The organism is Streptomyces sp. NPDC101227 (genome assembly GCF_044767545.1).
In the GTDB taxonomy this organism is placed as follows: Bacteria; Actinomycetota; Actinomycetes; order Streptomycetales; family Streptomycetaceae; genus Streptomyces.
Genome location: NZ_JBIWOD010000002.1, coordinates 492,045 through 512,603 on the forward strand (window position 1 = coordinate 492,045; position 20,559 = coordinate 512,603).

Here is a 20,559-nt window from a genome sequence, read left to right on the forward strand (position 1 = left end):
TCAGGAATTCCCTGAACCGTCGCGCACCGGGGGATCAGTCTTCGTGGCACGCCGACGGTCGACGATCCGCCAGCCGACGAGTAGGGCCAGTACGCCGACGACGATCAACTCGATCCCCAGATGCCGATTGGATCCGGTGATGTCCGAGATCAGCGCCCAAGGGCTCGACGAATCCGGCGGATCCAGTTTGATGGGCGCGGCTTCGACGCCGGACTGAGGCTGGGACACGCTGGCACCTTTCAGGTACGCCCGACCGGCCGCCAAGTGGCGCCACTTCGCATCGAATTCCGCCTTGCTCACGTTGCGCTTGACGACCCTGCCGAAGTCGACGCCACCGGACTCGATGCGATACAGCTTCTCCTTCGTGCAGGCACGGCAGGCCGCCATCTTCTCGTAATACGTCGCGTAACGTTTGAAGACGGTATGCGGAGACCACTGCCGTTTCGACGTCCACCGGGAGACATTACCGCTGTCGATGACGGATTCGTATCCGGTCTCCTGAACCGCGGTCCGGTCGCGAATCCACTCGGCGGCGATCCGGCTGAGGTAGACCCGCCGCAAGGCAGCGAACTCGGGGCCTTCGTTGACCTCTCTAACGATCCGGGGCAGCACGTGGGCATCGTAGGCAGCGGAAATGCTGGCCTTGGCATCCTCGGATGGACGGGGACATCCCGGATGGCTGCGGTTCCCGGTATTCCCGATGCTGTCCGGTTCGGCCTCTACCTTCAACGGGGCATCGAGGATGTAGAGTTCGTCCCCCTCCGTATAGACCTTTGCCTCTCCGGCGCTGATCCACAGGCGCTGATCAAGGCATTGAACGTTGTACTTCCGGAGCATTTTCCAGTACTCGTCCGCGACCGTGGTATCCCGATAGAGAAGCTTTGCGCTGATCGTCTTCAACCGCAGGTCGGCCTCAAGGAGGATCTTGCCGGCATCGGTACGGCCAAGCTGCTTGTCGACGATCCTGTCGGGCTCATTGGGATTCAGGTTCACCCAGAGTCTCGATGGGTCGAGAGCCAGCCAGACGTAGAACGAGTCGGACGTCTCACGCAGACTCTGCAGGCCGGCGGCAGGATTCTTCCCGGCGCCCCGTTGTGCGGTGAATCCATAGGTGAACCCGAGTCGATCTCCCGGATAGGTCGAGAGGTACCGCAATTCGACGGTCGTGAAGTCGATACCGCCGGGGGCGCCGATTGCGGCTCCGGCCGCCGCCTGCCGTGGCGACAGGGAGTTGCGGTTTTTCTTCGGACCGCTCGTGCGGCTCGGGGCCCCGGTCGGTGGTGGGTCGAAGAGCCCGTCTCCGTTCCGGTCCCGCCACTCGTTCTGCTGCTGAATCAGCTCCTTGACGCGACTGGTTGCCTTCCTCTGCTCCTCCTTGGTCCCGTACGGCACCAGGAATTTCATGCCCTTGGAGTACCGGGCGCATCGCGGTCCGCCCGCGTAATCGCAGGGCTCCCGTTCGGACGCACCGTCGATCAGCTGCTTGGGTCTGATGTCCAGTCCGTTCTTGGTCTGGAGTTCCTTCTCGATCTCGGAGAGCGAGGCGTGAGCCTTCAGCCGCTTGAAGGTGTACTCGATTTCTCCCAGGCGCCGGAGGATGAGTTCCTCGGAATGACCCACCGCTTCACCGCGGTACCGAGAGCTCCTGGCCACCACCTGCAGCGTCACGTCGCCGGGCCGCAGCCCGAGCTCTTCGAGCTGATGGAAGAGTCCGGGATCTTCCTGCTTGATCTCAGCTGCCGTGCGTACTTTGCGATAGATCGCGTCGTCCCACTTGCCGCGGTGGCGGTCGAACCGGGAGAAGAGTTCCTTGTCGAAGATCCGCAGTTGCCTGGCCGTGTAGTCAGTGACCTTGAGCCACGCGACGGCATAGTTCACAGCCGCGCGGTTCTTGGAGTCGTTCCCGTCGAAGATCCGCGCCTCGTAGAGGTACTTGTACATCGGATCGCCGTACGGAGGGTCCACCTCCCGGCCGTACGCGGCCGGGGCCGCGTTCGATGTTGCGCCTGTGGCGGCCGGAGACGGGCCGGCGAGGCCGACCAACCCGATGAGCAGGACCAGAAGGCTGACCACGCGTCTGCGCCGGCGGCCCATTCTGTCGGTACTCGCCACACCTTGCTTCTCCATGCCCGCCATGACACCCCCGTTTGACGGCCGGCAAGCATCGGACGAGGTCCCTGCTCGCCTGGCGAAGAAAGCCGCTCATGAAGAACCCGTTCAAAGACCTCAGGTCACCATGAGCGTCCATAGTGGAACGTCCACTGTGGAGCGTCAAGAGGGTCTTGATGAACGATATGAATCCGCCGGCCGCCGCGCTCCTCGGCCTCCTTCACGTCGGACCGGCTACCAACTCCGCGATGTGGCACGAACGCTGATCGGCCATCTTCGGGCAGTGACGCGAAGTCAGGGAAATCGAGAGCTGGCCAGGCTCGCGGAGCGCCACACCATGCGGCCGGAGCCCGCCACCGGCCGGCCCGGATACCGGGCGGCGCGCTCGCGATGCCGGCCATTGTGCGGCGACAACGCGTACAGCTCGCGCCGCAACCGTAACTACCCGCGGCGACGGCAGATCCAGCACACGATCCCCGAGCGGCGGGACCAGCGGGCCTGTGTCGGGCCTGAGCGCTGCGTGTGTGCCATGGGCCTACCTTCCCCAGATCTTCCGGTACACCGCGCGGTAGCCGGGTGGGTCCCAGGTCGTTGCCCCTTTGCTGTTGGCGGCGGTGGAGATGTGTACGGGGGCGACGTAGCCGCTGGCGGGATGGCCGGAGAAGGCGCGGTTGAATTCGTCGAGGATCTGCCAGCCTTGTTGGGCGAAGGGTTCGGGGACGGTGGCTGCCTGGAACTGTTTGCTGTTGATGCGTTGGAAGGCGGAGGGGTCGCCGTCGCCGGCACCGATGTTGTAGGGGGCGCCGGCGCCCTTCCTGCGTGCCGCGCGCAGGGCGGGGGCGGCGTCGGCGAAGTAGACGTCGTTGATGGCCACGGAGTGCGTCCAGGTGTCCGGGAAGCGGGAGAGGAGGGAGGAGACTTCCTGGGGTGTTCGGCTGCTGGTGTCGGAGATCGGGATGTTCTCTTCTGCCAGAAGCCTCACGCCGGAGCAGGTGGCGAGCTCTTTCTTGATCAGCTCGGACTTGTTTCTGGCGAACGGGATCGAGGCGTCAGTGAACACGACGACTCCGGCGTGGCCGTGGGAGTGGGTGATGACCCAGTCCGCGCTGATCCTCGCGACATCCGCGACCCTGGTGGTGATGTTGCTGAAGAGTCTTGGGTGGGTGCTCGGGCCGGGGAGGGCGACCGCATGCCAGCCGATGAGGGGGATGTGTTCCGCGCCGGCCGTCGCGACCTGCTGCGACGTCAGGTCGGGGTCGAAACCGCCGATGACGATGCCCGAGGGCCGCAGGGCGATGGCTTGGCTGAATGCTGCTTGGATCCCGGCGGGGGTGCCCTGGCCGTCGATCACCCGGACGTTCCAGCCGATGACTTTCGCGGCTTCGGTCACGCCCTTGGCGGCGCCGGCGACGCCGGGGTTGGTCATGGTCTGGGCGACATAGACGATGGTTTTGCCGGAGACCGCCTTGGGGCCACCGGCAGGTCCGTTCCTGCCCGAAGCGGTCTTCTCGGCCTGCCGGACGGCCGCCTCGGACCTGGCCAGAACGGTGGGGCAGCCGGGCCCTGCCGGCTCCGCCGCGGAGGGCGCCGCGCCGGTCGACGTGCCGCGCTCACAGCCGGCGATGACGACGGCCGCCAATGCCAGTACGAGCGCGCTGCGCAGGCCGGTTGTGCGGTTCGAGGGCGTGGGCGTTCCCCGCGGCGGGCAGGGCGCGGGGGAGACGGCGGTGGTCATGAACGGACTTCGGGAAGGCGGTGGGGGGTGCGGGGAGCTTGGGTTCGGCGCAGGCGCAGCTGACGTCGAGCGGCGTAGCCCGCCATACCGACGGCGATGAGCAAGGTGGTGCCGTTGAACAGCGGGGTGACCCAGAATTGGGCGCCCAGCTGGCCGATGCCGGCGAGGCCGATGGCGAGGATGACGACGGCGATCAGGGTGCCCAGGGCGTTTGCGCGGCCGGGCTTGATGGCGGTGGAGCCGAGCAGCGCACCCACGAACGCGGGCAGCAGATAGTCCAGGCCCACGCTGGGATTGCCGATGCGCTGCTGCGCGGCGAGCAGGACACCGGCGATTCCGACGATCAGCCCCGATCCGGTGAAGGCATAGATGACATAGCGTCGGGTGGGGATGCCGACCAGGTCGGCGGCGCGGGGGTTGGAACCGATGACGTACAGGTACCGGCCGAGCGGCAGCCGCTCCAGGAGCACCCACAGCACGGCCGTGAGGGCGAGGACGTAGAAGGCGGACACCGGCAGGCCGAGGAACCTGGAGTCGTAGATGTCGGTGAAGGCGGCCGGCAGGCCGTGCGGGCCGGGGATGATCCGGGCCCCGTTGGTGATCCAGCCGGTGAGGGCGTACAGGATGCTGCCGGTGCCGAGGGTGGCGATGAAGGAGTCGATCCTCGCGAATTCGACGACGACACCGTTGAAGGTGCCGACGACCGCCCCGCCGAGTACCACCACGAGGCAGGCGAGCGGCCACGGCCAGCCTTCTGTGGCGATGAGCTGCATGGTCATGACGTGTGCGAGGCCGAGCCCGTAGCCGATGGACAGGTCGAACTTGGCCGTGACGATGGGGACCATCGCGCCGAGCGCGAGGATGGCGGGGACCGACTGGTTGGACAGGACCGCGGAGATGTTGTCCAGGGTGGGAAAGGTGTCCGGCAGAGCGAGCGAGAAGGCCAGGAACAGCAGGGCGGTGAGGGCCAGGAGGCCGTAGGCGCCGAGGAGGTGCCCGAAGCGGCGGCCCAGTGCGGGGCGGGGGGCGGGGGGAGGAGTCATCGTCTCGTCGTCCCGGTGAGCGCGGGCATGGCCGAGGAGGCGCGGGCGAGTTCGGTGACGGTGAGGGCCTTGCCGCTCAGCTCCACCGTCACCGCCCCGCGGACGAAGACCAGGGCGCGATGGCACACGTTGGCGATCTCCTCGAAGTCGGTGGAGATGAGCAGGACGGCGAGGCCTTCGGCCAGCGCGTCCCGGAGCAGGCGGTAGAGCGCGGTTTTGGCGCCGACGTCGACCCCGGCGGTCGGCTCCTCGAGGATCAGCAGGCTGCGCCGAATCCGCAGCCACCGGCCGACCATGACCTTCTGCTGATTGCCCCCGGACAGGGTGGCGATCGGCGCCTCGCCGTCCCGGGGATACACCGAAAACCGCTCGATCAGGGCGGTGGCCTCGGCCCGCTCGCGCCGGGGGCCGATCCAGTGCCAGGCCCGAATGCCGCCGGCCCGGGGGTTGGCCAGGAAGTTCTCCCGTACGGTCAGCTCGGCGGCGCAGCCCTCTTCCTGATGGTTGCTCGTCACGAAGCCGACGCCGGAGTCGACCGCGGCCGCGACCGTGCTGGGGCGGTACGGGCGGCCGTTGAGCAGCGCCCGTCCGCCGAGGAGCTGCCGGGAGCCGGCGAGGGCACGGCCCAGTTCCATGTGGCCGGCGCCGGTGAGGCCCACCATGCCGACGATCTCGCCGGCGCGCAGTGCCAGGCTGACCGGGGCGGTGTTCTCGGTCCGTACGCGCTCGAGGCGCAGGACGGCCGGGCCCGTGGCGGGGGCGAAGCGGTAGCCGCCCGGTTCGTGGCCCACGATGTCGTGCACCAGCCGGGCGGGGCTGTGGTCGGCGAGCGGGCCCCGGCTGATGAGGCGGCCGTCGCGCAGGACGGCGAAGGCATCGGCGACCTTGTAGACCTCGTCGAGACGGTGGGTGACGTAGACGATGGCATGGCCCCGGTCGCGCAGGGTGTGCAGTACGTCGAAGAGCCGGACGCAGTCCGCCGCGGGGAGGCTGGCGGTCGGCTCGTCGAGGACGATGAGCTCGGCCCGGGTGGACAGGGCGCGGGCGATGGCCACCAGGGAGCGTTCGGCTCGGGGGAGGTCGGCGAGGGTGGTGCGCGGGTCGAGGTGCGCGGCGACGACGCCCAGGGCCTCGGTGCACTGCCGGTGGGTCAGCCGCCAGGACAGCAGTCCCGCGCGGCGCGGATAGCCGGTGCCCAGCGCGATGTTTTCGGCGACGGTCATCCACTCCACCAGCCCCAGGTCCTGGTGGATGAAGGACATGGTGCGGGACGCCGCTTCGGTGCCGAGCGGGTGCCCGGCGACGGTCACCTCTCCCTCGTCCGCGGGGTGGATGCCGGCGAGTACCTGGATGAGGGTGGACTTCCCGGCGCCGTTGGGCCCGAGCAGGGCGAGGATGCTGCCGGAATCGATGTCGAGGTCGACCGCGTCCAGCGCGAGGGTGCCGCCGAACCGTTTGCTGAGACCGTTGATGCGGACGAGAGGCTCTGGGCCGGGGTGCGGGGGAGGGGTGATTTCAGGAGCGTCAGGCACGGACTTCTCCGGGGGTCGGCCTCTGTTCTTCCCGATGGAAGGGGCAATGCTGCTGCACGCTTCGCGTGGGTGCGGGCGCCGAATGTGGGTGCCCTCGCGCCGCCCCACCGGCACCTGTTGCCGCTCTTCCGCATTTCGGCATGCTACGGCTCTCTTGGGATTCTCTGCCGGATGGCAATTAGATAGCGGGAATGTCGTCGAAATAGCTCTCGACGGTGCCGGGCATTCCGCCGGGCACCTCCAGGGTGCATTCGGCCCAGATCACCTTGCCGTTGGCCGTGTAGCGGGTGCCCCAGGCCTGGGCGAGCTGCGCGACGAGGAAGAGGCCGCGGCCGCCCTCGTCGGTGGCGGCGGCGTGGCGCAGATGCGGGGCGGTGCTGCTGGCGTCGGCGACCTCGCAGGTCAGCGTGCGGTCGTACAGCAGGCGCACCCGGACGGGGCCGGTGCCGTAGCGGATGGCATTGGTGACCAGCTCGCTGAGCAGCAGTTCCGTGGCGAAGACCACCTCATCCAGCCCCCATTCGGCCAGTCGGCGTGTGACGGCGGCGCGGACGCCGGAGACGAGCGCCGGGTCGGGGGGCAGCTCCCAGGTGGCGATCCGGTGCGGGTCCAGGGCGTGGGTGCGGGCGACGAGCAGTGCGATGTCGTCGGCGGGGTGGCCGGGCACCACGGTCCGGATCACGGCCTCACAGGTGTCCTCGGGCGGGCGGCTCGGATGGGCCAGGGCCTGGCCCAGCCGGTCGAGGCAGGTGTCGATGTCACGGTCGCGGCCCTCGATGAGCCCGTCGGTGTAGAGGACGAGCTGGCTGCCTTCGGGGAGGGGGAACTCGGCGGTTTCGAAGGGGAGGCCGCCCAGGCCCAGCGGCGGACCGGCGGGAAGGTCGGCGAAGGTGACGGTGCCGTCGGGGCGGACCAGCGCGGGTGGGGGGTGGCCGGCCCGGGCCATCACGCACCGCTGCGAGGTGGGGTCGTAGATGGTGTAGAGGCAGGTGGCGCCGATGATGCCGGCGCTGCTGGCGGCGGGTTCCTCGCTGCCCTCGTCCTGGTCGAGGCGGCCCACGAGATTGGAGAGGTGGGTGAGGACTTCGTCCGGGGCGAGGTCCAGTTCGGCGAAGTTGCGGGCGGCGGTGCGCAGCCGGCCCATGGTGGCGGCGGCGTGCAGCCCATGACCGACGACATCCCCGACGACGAGGGCGACGCGGCTGCTGGAGAGGGGGATGACGTCGAACCAGTCGCCGCCGACCCCGGACTCGGCGGGCAGATAGCGATAGGCGACCTCGACGGCGTTCTGCTCCGGGAAGCTGCGCGGCAGCAGGCTGCGCTGCAGAGCGAGGACCATCGTGTGCTCGCGGGTGTAACGGCGGGCGTTGTCGATGCAGATGGCGGCGCGCGTGCCCAGCTCCTGGGCCAGCGAACGATCGTCGTCCGTGAAGGGGGCGGGGTCCCGCGAGCGGTAGAAGCTCGCCACGCCCAGGGCCATGCCGCGGGCGACGAGGGGGACGGCGATGAGGGAGTGGATGTTGTGGTCGAGGAGGCGCTGGGCGTTCCCGGGGTCCTGGGCGATCCAGCCCGGGGCGGCCCTCAGGTCGGGCTCGAGTACGGGCTGCCGGGCGGCCAGACAACGGAGTTGGGGAGTGATGGGGCGGAGGTCCACTCGCTCGCCCGCGGGGTAGAAGGGGCAGTCCTCGCGATAGCCGTGGACCACCGTGCGGTGGAGGTCGGCGCGGGGGTCGGTCGGCTCGTCGCCGCGCAGCACCGCCTCGGAGAGGTCGATGGTGACGAAGTCGGCCAGGCGGGGCACGGCCATCTCGGCGAGTTCCCGGGCGGTGTGGCTCACGTCGAGGGTGGTGCCGATGCGGGTACTGGCCTCGGACAGCAGCTCCAGGCGGCGGCGGGCCGCCAGGGCGTACTTCCCCACGGTCGGCTCGCCCACCAGCACCACCCCACTGGTGACGGGCTCGGCGGCGCCGGGACTGCGTGCTGCCGTGGCCGCTCGGCCGCGCACGGTGCCGGGAACGCGCCTGGGTGGCGCGGCGGTTGGGCCGGCGAGGACCTGCTGTGCCAGGGCGGCGGGCGCGGCCTCGGCTTCCGCGTGGACGGTGACGCGCTGATGCCGTGTCGGGAGGACCGCTTCGACGATGACGCCCTCCACCCCGCAAGGGCTGGTGACCGGGCGGCTCAGCAGGGTGATCCGCCGTCCGCCGGGCAGCGGCACCTCGACGGCGGCGCGTTGGGGGGAGGCGATCAGATCGGTGGCCTTCTCCTTGAGGATCAGCTGATCGCGCCAGTCCAGCCCGCTCTCGGCGAGCTCGCCCAGCTCGCCGTTGCCCGTCATCGCTCCGCCGGGCGAGCGGCGCCTGGCGTCGAGGTACGCCTGAAGCAGGGCGCGCTCCCGCGTCGAACTCTGTTCCAGCATCCGTCGTTCGATGGCGCCGGCGGCCCTGCGGATCACGGTATTCAGCGCGATATCCGCTTCGGTGAGCGGATAGCCGAAGCAGAGGATGCCTTCAATGCGCCCACTGAGCAGATCACGGATGGGAATTGCCGAACACGCATTGGACTGAGAGCGTTCGGCGAAGTGCTCGGCGCCGTAAACGTTGATCAGCTGTCTTTCCGCGAGTGCCAGACCGATTCCGTTGGTCCCGCCGAACTGCTCGGCGAACACAAAACCCGGGACGCTCTGGATCGCGGCCAGATGCCTGACCGCGGACACCTCACCGAAACGGCGTTGCAGTACGGCACCGCGTCCGTCGGCGAGGGACACATTCATGTTCCGGCCCGTGAACCTGGACTGGAGCCGGTCCAGTACGGGCACGGCGGCGCGCACCAGCCTCCCGTCCAGGTCGAGATCCTGGTGGAAGGGAAGCTCGCATCCTTCCGGTGAGAGCCCCAGCGACTGGGAACGCTGCCACGAATTCAAGATCGAGCTTCGCACGGTCCCCTGGACCGACTCACCTCGAAGGAACTGCTCACGGGCACGTGCGGGGCCGATACCGTCTCCCATGAGCCCCATCCGCATCACTTCCACATCCGTACGTGCCGCAATGGCCACTCGTACGCCGGAGCAGCTGCACCTTTCGCCCTAATTGTAGGGCTTTGAGTATTTGGCGGAGTCGAGCGGAAAGAGGGCGCACCCGGCGACGTGATCATGGCGGTGACCTGGGCTTCACAGGACCGCGACCGGATTGACGGGCGAGCCCGTGCCGCCGGGGATGTTCAGCGGGGCCACCAGGAGTAGGAACTCGTAACGGCCGGTGTCGGCGCAGGCCGCGGCGAGCGCTTCGAGGTCGAGGTTGTCCAGGAGCGGCACCCCCATCGCGGCGATGGCGAGCGCATGCACCGGGGAGTGCAGGCCCTCGACCGGCGAGGGCCGTACGTCGCTGTCGCCGTCGCCGCCGAGCACGGTGATACCGCGCTCGGCCAGCAGGGGCATGGCGTCCACGTGGAGGCCCGCGCTCGCCGCGTCGAGGTTCCAGGCGCCCAGTTCCCGGCGACGGCGCAAGCCTCCGGACCTCAGCAGCAGCGCATCGCCCTCGCCGATCGTCACCCCGAGCGCCTGCTCCGCCGCCACGATGTCCTCGGCGTGCACGGCCCGTCCCGGCTCCAGCCATGCGCACCCCGAAACGGCCGGCAGGTCCAGGAGCACGCCTTTGGTGACGAGGGGGCCCAGCGCCGATACGGCGCCGAAGCGGGCCCCTGCCGAGCCGATGAGCTCGCGCGACGGGTGGCCGTCGTAGAGCCTGCCGCGGTAGGCGATGTGGGAGAGCGCGTCCAGGTGGCTGACGGCTTTGCCGTGGTAGTCGACGGCGATGAAGTCCTTGTGGGCGGAGGGTTCGGAGGCGTCGATGTCGCCGAGCTCGGACATGTAGTGCAGGGCGGGCTTGGCGTTGTCCGGGCCGGCCGCCGTGTCCCAGGGGCGCCCCATCGGGACGACCGTTCCCGACCGGACCAGGGCGGACGCCCGCAGTACGCGCTCCGGGGTCACCCGGTTCCAGGCGCCGCGGTCGGCGGGAGTCCAGCGGCCCCACGTACGGACCGCCTCGAACAGCGCGTCGAACTCCCGGCGGGAGACGGCGGGCCCGTTGCCGGCGCCGGCCGGTGGGGGAGCCGGTGCATCGCTGGAGTTGCCGGTCATGAGTCGATCGTGGCCCGCGCGTCGAATGCGCGCAGCCGCTGCGCCGACGCCCCGGACGACGTACGAGCCACCGGCGGCGCCGTCCCCGGCCGAAGGGCCGCCCGGTGGCCGCAACACGAAGTGGAACATTGCGCTCCATGGAGGCAGGCTGTAGCTATGCGGTCGCCTATCCGCTCATCTCCTCGACCAAGAGCGGGCGGTCACGGCCGGGTCCTTCTCACCTTCGTGCAGTGTGTGCCCTTCGCGATCGCCCTGATCGTGGTGGGTATCGAGCTCTCACCTGCACACTTTCTGTATACCGGCCCTCTCCTCACCGCGATGCCGGCGCTGGCCGCGGTGACGACGGGCCCCCGGGGCACCGTCGCGGCGGCGGCCCTGGCCCTGGTCGTCAGCGTGACCACCGCCACCTACAACCAGGCGTGGGGCGGCCAGCAGGTCTATTCCAACTTCGTGGCGCTCGTCCTGGTATCCGTGGCCAGTTACCTCCTGAGCTCCGCCGCGCGAACCCGCACGCGGAACGAGCTCAACCAGGTCCGCCGGATCGCCGAGGCGGCGCAGCAGGTCCTGTTGCGGCCGGTGCCCGCCCGGCTGGGCCCGGTGCGGGCGGCCAGCATGTACCTCGCGGCCGAGACGGGCGCGCAGATCGGCGGCGATCTGTACGAGGCCGTGCAGACCCGGTACGGGGTCCGGATGATCGTGGGGGACGTCCGGGGCAAGGGACTGCCTGCGGTGCGGGCGGCCGCGGCCGTGCTGGGGGCGTTCCGGGAGGCCGTGCACTATGAGCGCGAACTGGTCGAGGTGATGAACCACTGCGCGGCCGCGCTGCGGCGGGAGTGCGCCGTGCCCGGCGCCGTAGATCGCGAGGTGCTGTTGGAGGGATTCGTGACCGCGCTGGTGGCTCAGGTGCCGGAGAGCCCCGTGGTCCAGTTGGTCAACCGGGGCCATCCGCCTCCGCTGGTGCTGAGCCGGGGCAAGGCGCGGGCCCTGATGCCCAGCGAGCCGGTGCCGCCGCTCGGCCTGGACGACCTCATCACCGGCCCTCCCGCCACGGCGGAGACCTATCCGTTCGTACCCGGCGACCGTCTGCTGCTGCACACCGACGGCGTGACCGAGGCCCGCAACCTCGACGACGACTTCTTCGCGCTGCCCGAGGCGATGGAAGCGGTGCGCGCCCGCACCCCGCCGGAGTTCCTGGAGCAGTTGCACGAGGGACTGATCCGCCACACCCAGGACCGCCTGGCGGACGACGTGGCGATGCTTCTCGTCGTCCGGGTCGGCGAGGAAGCCGGCGAAGAAGCCGGTGTACACGGTGGCGAACAAGGCGGCGCGGCTGCCGCCTCCGGGCGTGCGGGACCGGATTGGCCGCCTCCCCTGCCTCCCCGCCTCCCGTGACTCGGCGGGCGGCCGCGGGGGCGCGACCACCGTGCGAGCCGGTCGCCTCACCCCTGCGGGGCCATCTCCACGGTGAGGGAGCGCAGGGCCGCGGCGGCCGCCGTGTTGACCTCCGCGGCGGTGTCCGCCCGCAGCATGATCTGCCCGATGCGCGCAAGGTTGTCGTCCGGGCCGCCGACTTCGTCGCCGGGCAGTTTCGACATGGCGGCGGCGACGATGTGCTCGCCCTGCGGCAGGCCGCCGATCCTCCCGAGAGTGCCGGCACGGGGAGCGGTGAGGAAGCGGATGGCGGCGGCCGTCTCGCGTTTCGGGGTGAGGTCGGGGCGTTCGCCCAGCATGACCCGGAGGTAGGCGCGCGCGGCGTCGATGCCGAGCGCTTCCTTGACCAGCCTCATGATGTGGTCGCCGGGGGGCCTGGCGCCCACCTCGATGACCTTCGGCCGTCCCCGCGGGTCGATCTTCACCTCGGTGTGCGCGATGCCGTTGCGCAGCCCGAGTGCGGCGAGGGCTTCGGCGGCCGCCGTGCGGACGGCCGCGCCCAGGTGCGGGGGCAGTTGGGCCGGCACGGTGTGGCCGAGCTCGGCGCGGCTGGTGCCCTGGGTCGTGAACTTTTCGGTGAGGGCCAGATGGTGCGCCTCGCCGTCGGTGACGATCGTCTCGACGCTGAACTCGTCGCCGTCCACGTACTCCTGGGCGAGCAGGGTGGTGTCCAGCGCGATGCCGTGCGGGAACTTGTGGGTCTGGGACCGGGCGAGCAGCGTCGCGCGGGCCAGGTCCTGCGGCGCCCGGACGACGGACACCCCGATCGAGGCCGCGTTCTCGGCGGGCTTGACGACCAGGGGGTAGGGCAGCCCGGCCTCCTCGATCCGCCGGACGAGGGCGGCGTGATCGGCCGCGACGACCGTACGGGGACAGGGCACGCCGTGGGCGGCGAACGCCTCGGCCATGAGCCGCTTGTTGCGGCAGGCGTCGGCGAGTTCGGGCCGATGTCCGGGCAGGCCCAGCTCGGCCGCCAGCCGGGTGGCGAGCGGGGAGAGGAACTCCCAGCAGGCGACGATGGCGTCCATGCCCGTCGTGCGGCAGAAGGCGGCCAGCTCGTCCAGGGCCGCCGCGGAATCGCGGAAGTCGGTGAAGACGGGGGCGGTGATCTTCGAGCGCAACTCGGGCCCGTAGCGCATGAACAGCTCTTTGTGGGTGGCCACATAGGCCTCCAGGCCGAGTTCCGCGGCGGCGGTCAGCAGATGCTCGCCCGCGGCGACATCGGCCTCGATCAACAGGATTCTCTTCACGGTGGAGGTTCCTTCCGGTGCGCGGCGGGCCGGCACGGCGGCCGGTGGGTCTGGGCGTCGGCGGCTTCGTTCCGCGCTCTCCGCGCTCATCCCACCGCGCGCCGGCGGAGCGCCGGAGCCAGGGACAGCTGCCCGAGAGAGGCGACGAGACTCAGGGCGGCGCAGCTCAGCCACAGGGGCGTGGCGCCGGTGGCGAGGAGGCGGGTGCCGACGACCGGCGCGATCAGGAAGCCCGTGCCCCAGGCCATCCCGATCAGGCCGTTGTAGCGGCCGCGCAGCGCGGACGGGGCGAGGTCGGCGACGACGGATGCGGTGGTGGCGAAGACCAGGATCTCCCCCAGCGTCGACACCGCGACGGCCAGGGCGTACCCGGCGGTCGCCGAGGCGGTGGCCGCCAGCGCGTTGCCGCAGGCGGCGACGGCGAAGCCGGTGGCGAGCACCCGGCTCTTGTCGAAGGCGGCGAGCCGGTGGCCGATCAGGGGCTGCATCGCGATGACGACGATGCCGTTGACGCCCATGACGATTCCGTACGAGCTGCTGGGCAGCGCGGCGGCCTTCATCGCCAGTGGCAGGGTGGCGAAGGCCTGCTGGAAGACGATCGCGTAGACCACGATGATCCCGGCGAACGCCAGCATCGCGCGGTCGCGCAGTACGGTGCGAAAGCCGCCCGCGCTCGCTTCCGGGACGGCCGGGCGGGTTTCCGGGATGGCCAGCCACACCAGCACCCCGAAGGCCGTGCAGGCCCCGGCGTCCAGCCAGAAGATCAGCTGGAATCCGTGCGACGCGAGGAAGCCGCCCATCACCATGGCGACCGAGAACCCGAGGTTGACGGCCCACAGGAGGAGGCCGTAGGCGCGGGTCCGGTCGCCGGCGGGCACGGCGTCGGCGACCAGCGCCTGGGCGGCTGGGCGGAAGAGGTCGATCGTGATGCCGAGCACGAAGCAGCACGCGACGAGCACCGTGAGGCTCTGGGCGTGGCCGAGGGCGAGCAGCGTCGCGCCGTTCGCCAGCATCCCGCCGGTCAGGGCCACCCGGCGGCCGAAGCGGTCGGCGAGGAAGCCGCCGAGCGGCTGTGAGAGGACCGAGCCGACGCCGACGACGGCGAGCACGAGTCCGGTGTCGGCGAGTGAGACGCCCCTGACCGCGGTCAGATAGAGGCTCAGGAACGGATTGACCATCGAGCCCAGCCGGTTGACCAGCGATCCGCCCCACAGCACCCAGAACGCGCCCGGCAGCCCGCCCACCCGGACCCGCACGTAGGCGCGCAGCCGGCCCTGGGGTTGCTCACCGGCCTGCGTGCCGGGTGTGTCGATGCTGCTCAAGGGCTCACTCCTCCGGGGTCGGTCAGCGGGCATGGGGTCCGGCCGGCGCCGGGTCCGGCCGGTCCGCCCCCGCGGTGTTCGCCAGGACCGCGCGGTCGACCTTGCCGTTCGCGGTCGTGGGCAGCCGGTCCAGCAGCTCGATGTCCTGCGGGACCATGTACGGAGGCAGGGTGCGCGCGCAGAACTCGCGGAATTCGGCCGGGTCCGTCCCGGCCCGGTCCGCGGCGAGGACGACGAAGGCGGCCAGCCGGGCGCCGCCGTCCGGCCGCGGCAGGGCCATGGCGGTCGCGGCGGTGGCACCGGGGAACTCCGTCAAACGCCGTTCCACTTCGCCGAGTTCGACGCGGTTGCCGTTGATCTGGACCTGGGAATCGGTCCGGCCGCGGAAGGTGTACTCGCCGTTCTCCTCCTGAACCGCCAGGTCCCCGGTGCGCAGCACGACCTGGCCGGACTGCGGGCACAGCGGGTCGGGGACCAGCGCGGACCGGGTGGCTTCGGGATCGTCCCAGTACCCGGAGAACAGCGCGGGGCTGCGCAGATGGATCTCGCCGAGGACGCCGGGCTCCGCCACGACGTCGCCGCTCTCGTCGACGAGGAGGATTTCCGCGCCGGGGTGCGCGATCCCGATGGAGAGCCTCTCCAGCGCATCGGGGAGGGGGTTGGGCACGTCCTTGAAGGAACAGGCCATCGACTCGGTGGCGCCGTAGCAGTTGATGATGCGGGCGTCGGGCCGGAGCTGCTGGAGTCTGCGCAGTTCGGGCAGCGGGAACTCCTCGCCGCAGAACAGGACGCCGCGCAGCCGGTCGAGGGCGGCCAGCCGCGCGGGCTCGTACCGCAGCGTCTGGCGCCAGATCGACGGTACGCCGTTGACCTGGGTGGCCCCGGTCTCCCGCAGTACCCGCAGCAGGTGCCGGGGCCAGCGCACCAGCCCCTGCGGCACGGGCACCACGGCGGCGCCGCTGCCCAGCGCCAGGCCGATGTTGAGCAGCGAGAAGTCGAAGTGCAGGGGCGAGGTGCTGGCGATGCGGTCCTCGGGCGTGGCGATGCGGTGCGTCAGCATGCCGCGGTAGAAGGCGATCACCGCCCGGTGGCTCATGACGACGCCCTTGGGGCGTCCCGTGGTGCCGGAGGTGAAGATGACGTACGCGGGGTCGGTGGCGCAGGGCACTCGGCGCCGGGGCCTGCGTCGTTCGGGGGCGCGTTCGACGGTCAGGCCGGTCGGGCCGAACCGGGCGGTTCCGACGGGGTGCGGAAGGTCGGTGCGGGTGCCGTCCTGCGTCTGGAGGTGGAGGGCCGGCCGGGCGGTGTCGACGATGGACAGCAGCCGCTGGTGCGGCATTTCGGGACTCACCGGGATGAAGGTGAGTCCTGCGCGGGAGCAGGCGAGCAGCAGCGCGAGGGAGTGGGCGGTGGTGTCGGACTCCAGGATCACCCGGGCGCCGGTCTCGATGCCGAGGGCGTCGAGGCCGTCGGCGTAGCCGTCCACGAGGACGCCGAGTTCCGCATAGGTCGTGGTGGTGATCGTGCCGGGTTGCGCGGACTCGATGACGGCGGGGGCGTCGGGGCGGTGGCGTGCGGGGTCGAGCAGGAACTCGTGGAGCAATTCCCCGACGGCATCGGCCGGGACGGGCGGCTGCTGACTCACGTGGCAAAGACCCCTCGAGGTGTGCGAGAACGGTGGTCCGGGGCGGGCCGGTCCGGGGCGGATCGGGCCGAGTGCGGGGCCGTGCCGCGGGGCGCCGTACGGGACGGTCGTCCCGTGTGGGCGCCCGTCCGTTTCGGCCGATGCGACCGCCCGCCCCCTTCTGAACTTCCGTTACGTGGAAAGGTAGTTCCGGGAAGTGGCACTCAGGCTCTCATGGTCGCCATGGCGATGGGATGTGAGGTGGGTCACTTTTGCCGACTTCGGGTTTTCGTTGCGGGGTGGCCGTCGGGTGCCCTTCGAGGGCCGCCCCGTAAGGGTGCTGCGGTCGTGGGGGGTTCGGGTTCGCGGGGGAGTGGGGGCGTCCGGCCATGGCTGGATCTGGACAGGCTTCGGCGGATTGTGGCAGCGTCAGCTCTACATGGAATTGACATTCCGCATCATGGAAGTGCGCCAATGGGGGAGCGTATGTCCGAGGCAGGACCGCTGTCGCTGGGACAGCTCTCGGTATGGCACGACATCCGGAGCCTGCCGGCCGCCCGCCGGCACGAACCGAACAACGCGGCGATCTGGCCCCTGCCGCGGGGCGTCGACGCGCAGCAGGTGTGCACGGCGGTGCGTACGATCGCCGCCCGCCACCCGTCGCTGCGGACGCGTTACGACCTCCGGGACCCCGACGTCCCCGGCCAGTTGCCGCCCGACACCGACTGGGACGACGCCCTGCCGGTCATCGAGGACGCCACCGCACCCGTGGACCTCGCCGCCGCACCGGCCGCCGAGCCCTTCGATCTCGGCCGCCAACACGGCTGGCGGGCACGGCTGTTGACCCGCGAGGGCGCGCCCTCGCACCTGCTCTTCGTCAAGCACCACATCGCCGCGGACGCCTGGGCGCAAGAGCTGCTCCACCAGGAATTCCGGCAGGCGCTCACCGACCCCGAACGGCTCGGACCCCTGCCGCCCGGACCCGCCGCCCTCGCCGCCGAACAGCACTCCGCCGCCGGGCTCCGCCGGCAGGCCGCGGCGCTCGACCACTGGAGACAACTGCTGGGCCGCGCACCCACGGCGGCCCTGCCGCGACCCGCCGAGGCGGCCGGCGACGTCGTCCAGGCCACGCTGCACTCACCGCCCGCCCGCCCCGCCGCGCACACCCTCGCCGAACGCGCACGCGTCTCCGTCGCCAGCGTCGTCCTGGCCGCGTACGCCCGCAGCGTCGCCCGGATGTGCGGCACCGACGGGCTGCTGGTGCAACTGATGAGCGCCAACCGGTTCGCCGGCCGCTGGAAGAACCTGGTGACCTCGATGAACCAGTGGGTCCCGGCGCTGATCGACGACGCCCGCAACGACGACCTGGTCAAACTCGCCGACGCCGTGCACTGGAGCGGCCTCGGCGCCTTCCGCCACGGCATGCACGACGTCACCGCCGTCGCGGCGCTGCGCGCCGAGCTGCCCGGAGCCCCCGAACCGGCATGCGCCTTCAACTACGTGGCCGTACCGGAGCGTGCGCCACTGGACGCCGCGCCGCGCCGCTCGCCGGCGTCCGGCCCGCCGCCCGCCGTCACTTGGGAGCGCCCCTTCACCACCATCGGCCCGCGATGTTACGCCCGCGCCCTGGAGAGCGAGGACGCCCTCACCGTCCGGCTCACCGCCAAGGACCTCGGCCGGGAACGGTGCGCCGAGCTGCTGTGGGACATGCACGAAAGCCTGCTGTCCGCGGCCCAGGGCCGCTGAAGAACCGGCCCGCCCGGCCCCCGCCACGGAGGCCGGGCCCCGCCCACCCGTACGTGAACCCCGCACCGGCCACGGCGAGTTGCCGGACTTCTCGGCGGCGCGGGCCCGCCCCCGAACGCTCCGCCGCGCCGCCCCCCGGGGCCGCCGCCCGCCGACCGACCGCTTCCCCGTGCTCGTCCCCTCCCAGGAGGCCGCCCGTGACCGAACATGTCGTGATCATCCACCGCTGGACCGACCGGTACGCCGACTACGCCGCCTACCTCGACCACACGGCGCACCGCGTCAGCTACCTCACCACCGAACGCGCAGCCCGCCATCTGCCGGCCGAACAGGCCGCAGCCGTACGGCTGGTGGACAGCACCGAGAACGCCAAGTCGGTCCGCGCCGCCCTCGACGCACTGGTCCAACAGGTCGGTCCGCCCACCCGGATCGTCGCCCTACAGGAGACCGACCTCGACCTGGCGGCCGAACTGCGCGGCGAGCTCGACCTGCCGGGACAGCGCACCGCGGACCTGCTGCCGCTGCGCGACAAACTGCTGATGGCGCAGCGGCTCGACGCCGCGGGCATCGCGGTGCCGGCGACCGCTGCCGCCCCCGACCACGAGTCCATCGCCGCCTTCGCCGCCCGGCACGGCCGGCCGGTACTGGTCAAACCGCGGCGCGGCACCGCCAGCGCCGGCATCACCCGGCTGGACACCGCGACGGCCATCCGGGACTACGACTTCCCCCCGGACGCCGAGATGCTCGTCCAGACCTGGCTGCCACACCAGGTCCTGCACGTCGACGGAGTGTTCACCGGCGACGGACTCGGGCCCTGGCGGGCCTCCCGCTACCTCAACACCTGCCTGGAATTCACCACCGGCGCCGCCCTCGGCTCCGTCGAGATCGACGACGGCGAACTCCTCCCGCGCATCCGCGAGATCACTGCCGCCGCCACCGCGGCGCTCTTCACCGGCCCCTCGGTCTTCCACCTCGAACTCTTCGCGAGCGACACCGGCGAGCTGACCGTCCTGGAGATCGGGGCCCGGCCGGGCGGCGCCGAAGTGCCCTTCATCTGGCGTGAGGTGCACGGCATCGATCTGATGGCCGCCGCCGTCGCCCATCAGACCGGCACCGAGGACCGCTCGGCGCGGCCCGCCGCCGGCCCGCCGCAGGTCGCGGGCTGGCTGCTGGTACCGCCCACGGCGGCGACGCCCTGCCGGGTGCGCACCGTCACCTCGCACCGGGGAGCCGGCCCCTACGCCGAAGTCCTCCCGGAACCCGGCGCCGTGCTCAGCGGCGGCGGATACGAGCACGCCGGGGCGAGATTCCGCTTCCGCGGGTCGGACAGCGCCGAGGTCGAGGCCGCCGTCCGCCGCACCATGCGCGACGCCACGCTGGAGAGCACCCCCCTCGACCCCCACGCCCCCGGCAGGCTCGTCGTCGTGGGCTGCGGCAATCCGCCCTACCGCGCCTATGCGCTGGCCTCCCTCGCCGACCGGGTCACCACCGCGCTCGTCCAGGGCTCGGACATCGACTGGCAACGCCCTTACGTGGCCGACCGGTTCCGCATCGCGGACACCACGGACGCCGCCGCCGCCACCCACGCCGTCGCCGCGCTGCTCGCCGGGCAGCCCGGCCCGGGTGCCGTACTGACCTGGGACGAGACGCTCCTGGAGACCACCGCGGAGGTCGCCCGCCGACTGGGCCTGCCCCATATGAGCCCCGAGGCCGCCCGCCGCTGCCGCGACAAGCTCGCCACCCGTCGGCTGCTCGCCGCCGCCCGGGTGCCCTCGGCGCGATTCCGCGAGGTCCACACCCGCGAGGAGGCGCTGGCCGCGGCCGAGTCGCTCGGCCTGCCGGTCGTGGTCAAACCCCGGGCGCTCGCCGGGAGCATCGGCGTCACCCTCGCCGGCGACCCCGCACACGTCTCCCACGCCTACGAGCAGGCGCTGGGCTCCTCCTTCCCCGGCATCCACGGGCTGGCCGGGGTGATCGTGGAGGAGTATCTGACCGGACCCGAAATCAGCGTGGATTGCGCCGTGTTCGACGGCGCGGTACGGATCGTGAACGTGGCGCACAAGCGCCTCGGCTTCGCGCCGTACTTCGAAGAGGTCGGCCATCTGGTCGCCCCCTGGCGCCACGAGCCCTGGGCCGACGAGATGCAGAGCGTCGTCACCGACGCCCACACCGCCCTGGGCATCCGCACCGGCCTCACCCACACCGAGCTGCGCCTGACCCCGACCGGTCCGCGCATCGTCGAGGTCAACGGCAGGCTCGGCGGCGACTTCATCCCGCTGCTCGGCACGCTCGCCACCGGCGTCGACCCGGTCGCGGCGGCCGCCGACATCGCACTCGGCCGCACCCCGCAACTCACCCCCGACCGCGACCGCTGCGCCGAGGTCCGCTTCGTCTACCCCGACACCGACGGCACCGTGCGCTCCCTGGACCTGGCCGCCGCCGCGGCCGAACCCGGCATCGTCGAGGCCGTGCCGCTCGCCGCCCCCGGCACCCGACTCCTGCTGCCGCCCCGCGGCATCGTGCCGCGGCTCGCCGCCTTGGTGGCCGTCGGCGACACCCCCGAAGACTGCGCCACCGCGCTCGGCCGCGCCCAGCGCGCCGTGCGGCACTCCCTCACCCCGCTTCCCTGACC

Annotated in this window: 12 protein-coding genes and 1 pseudogene; 4 read left to right on the forward strand and 9 right to left on the reverse strand. The window is 71.3% G+C overall.

The genetic code is table 11. The features are described from left to right. On the reverse strand, positions 1 to 2,136 hold the full coding sequence (locus tag ACIRPT_RS06025; protein ID WP_403822871.1) for a hypothetical protein: 2,136 nt from the start codon (positions 2,134 to 2,136) through the stop codon (positions 1 to 3). Positions 2,137 to 2,452: 316 nt separating this feature from the next. Here ACIRPT_RS06025 and ACIRPT_RS06030 point away from each other — a divergent pair. Continuing rightward, a pseudogene (locus tag ACIRPT_RS06030) lies at positions 2,453 to 2,608 on the forward strand (IS5/IS1182 family transposase); the annotation flags it as partial. Between the two features lie 36 nt (positions 2,609 to 2,644). On the opposite strand, the gene ACIRPT_RS06035 reads toward ACIRPT_RS06030, so the two are convergent. The 5 genes from ACIRPT_RS06035 to ACIRPT_RS06055 form a co-directional block, all read right to left on the reverse strand. Then, on the reverse strand, positions 2,645 to 3,844 hold the full coding sequence (locus ACIRPT_RS06035; protein WP_403822875.1) for a substrate-binding domain-containing protein: 1,200 nt from the start codon (positions 3,842 to 3,844) through the stop codon (positions 2,645 to 2,647). Then, positions 3,841 to 4,887: an ABC transporter permease gene (locus ACIRPT_RS06040; protein WP_403822878.1), complete on the reverse strand. Its 1,047-nt coding sequence runs from the start codon at positions 4,885 to 4,887 to the stop codon at positions 3,841 to 3,843. Before ACIRPT_RS06040 ends, ACIRPT_RS06035 begins: the two co-directional genes overlap by 4 nt. After that, positions 4,884 to 6,419: a sugar ABC transporter ATP-binding protein gene (locus tag ACIRPT_RS06045; RefSeq protein WP_403822881.1), complete on the reverse strand. Its 1,536-nt coding sequence runs from the start codon at positions 6,417 to 6,419 to the stop codon at positions 4,884 to 4,886. The genes ACIRPT_RS06040 and ACIRPT_RS06045 overlap by 4 nt, the downstream gene beginning before the upstream one ends. Before the next feature lie 178 nt (positions 6,420 to 6,597). Next, positions 6,598 to 9,432 carry a SpoIIE family protein phosphatase gene (locus ACIRPT_RS06050; RefSeq protein WP_403822884.1) on the reverse strand — a complete coding sequence of 945 codons (2,835 nt, stop codon included), beginning with the start codon at positions 9,430 to 9,432 and terminating at the stop codon, positions 6,598 to 6,600. A 153-nt stretch (positions 9,433 to 9,585) separates the two neighbouring features. Next, positions 9,586 to 10,554, reverse strand: a complete 969-nt coding sequence (locus ACIRPT_RS06055) for a cyclase family protein (protein WP_403822887.1) — start codon at positions 10,552 to 10,554, stop codon at positions 9,586 to 9,588. A gap of 234 nt (positions 10,555 to 10,788) precedes the next feature. On the opposite strand from ACIRPT_RS06055, the gene ACIRPT_RS06060 reads away from it, so the two are divergent. After that, positions 10,789 to 11,946 carry a PP2C family protein-serine/threonine phosphatase gene (locus ACIRPT_RS06060; protein WP_403822890.1) on the forward strand — a complete coding sequence of 386 codons (1,158 nt, stop codon included), beginning with the start codon at positions 10,789 to 10,791 and terminating at the stop codon, positions 11,944 to 11,946. 47 nt (positions 11,947 to 11,993) lie between these two features. Here ACIRPT_RS06060 and ACIRPT_RS06065 read toward each other — a convergent pair whose 3' ends face one another. From ACIRPT_RS06065 to ACIRPT_RS06075, 3 genes are all read right to left on the reverse strand, one after another. After that, positions 11,994 to 13,235, reverse strand: coding sequence for an ATP-grasp domain-containing protein (locus ACIRPT_RS06065; RefSeq protein WP_403822894.1), 1,242 nt, complete (start codon positions 13,233 to 13,235; stop codon positions 11,994 to 11,996). Positions 13,236 to 13,321: 86 nt separating this feature from the next. After that, complete coding sequence (locus ACIRPT_RS06070; RefSeq protein ID WP_403822897.1) at positions 13,322 to 14,557, reverse strand: MDR family MFS transporter; 1,236 nt, start codon at positions 14,555 to 14,557, stop codon at positions 13,322 to 13,324. Positions 14,558 to 14,579: 22 nt separating this feature from the next. Then, complete coding sequence (locus tag ACIRPT_RS06075) at positions 14,580 to 16,202, reverse strand: AMP-binding protein (protein ID WP_403822900.1); 1,623 nt, start codon at positions 16,200 to 16,202, stop codon at positions 14,580 to 14,582. 465 nt (positions 16,203 to 16,667) lie between these two features. On the opposite strand from ACIRPT_RS06075, the gene ACIRPT_RS06080 reads away from it, so the two are divergent. Both ACIRPT_RS06080 and ACIRPT_RS06085 read left to right on the forward strand, forming a co-directional pair. Next, complete coding sequence (locus tag ACIRPT_RS06080) at positions 16,668 to 17,927, forward strand: condensation domain-containing protein (RefSeq protein WP_403822903.1); 1,260 nt, start codon at positions 16,668 to 16,670, stop codon at positions 17,925 to 17,927. Positions 17,928 to 18,124: 197 nt separating this feature from the next. Continuing rightward, positions 18,125 to 20,557, forward strand: coding sequence for an ATP-grasp domain-containing protein (locus tag ACIRPT_RS06085; protein WP_403822906.1), 2,433 nt, complete (start codon positions 18,125 to 18,127; stop codon positions 20,555 to 20,557). Positions 20,558 to 20,559: the final 2 nt, after the last annotated feature.

Excerpts from the sequence above, each read along its gene's own strand:
- ACIRPT_RS06050 (WP_403822884.1), bottom strand. The coding sequence starts at position 9,432 with ATGGGGCTCATGGGAGACGGTATCGGCCCCGCACGTGCCCGTGAGCAG.
- ACIRPT_RS06025 (WP_403822871.1), bottom strand. The coding sequence starts at position 2,136 with ATGGCGGGCATGGAGAAGCAAGGTGTGGCGAGTACCGACAGAATGGGC.
- ACIRPT_RS06080 (WP_403822903.1), top strand. The coding sequence starts at position 16,668 with ATGTCCGAGGCAGGACCGCTGTCGCTGGGACAGCTCTCGGTATGGCAC.
- ACIRPT_RS06055 (WP_403822887.1), bottom strand. The coding sequence starts at position 10,554 with ATGACCGGCAACTCCAGCGATGCACCGGCTCCCCCACCGGCCGGCGCC.
- ACIRPT_RS06040 (WP_403822878.1), bottom strand. The coding sequence starts at position 4,887 with ATGACTCCTCCCCCCGCCCCCCGCCCCGCACTGGGCCGCCGCTTCGGG.
- ACIRPT_RS06035 (WP_403822875.1), bottom strand. The coding sequence starts at position 3,844 with ATGACCACCGCCGTCTCCCCCGCGCCCTGCCCGCCGCGGGGAACGCCC.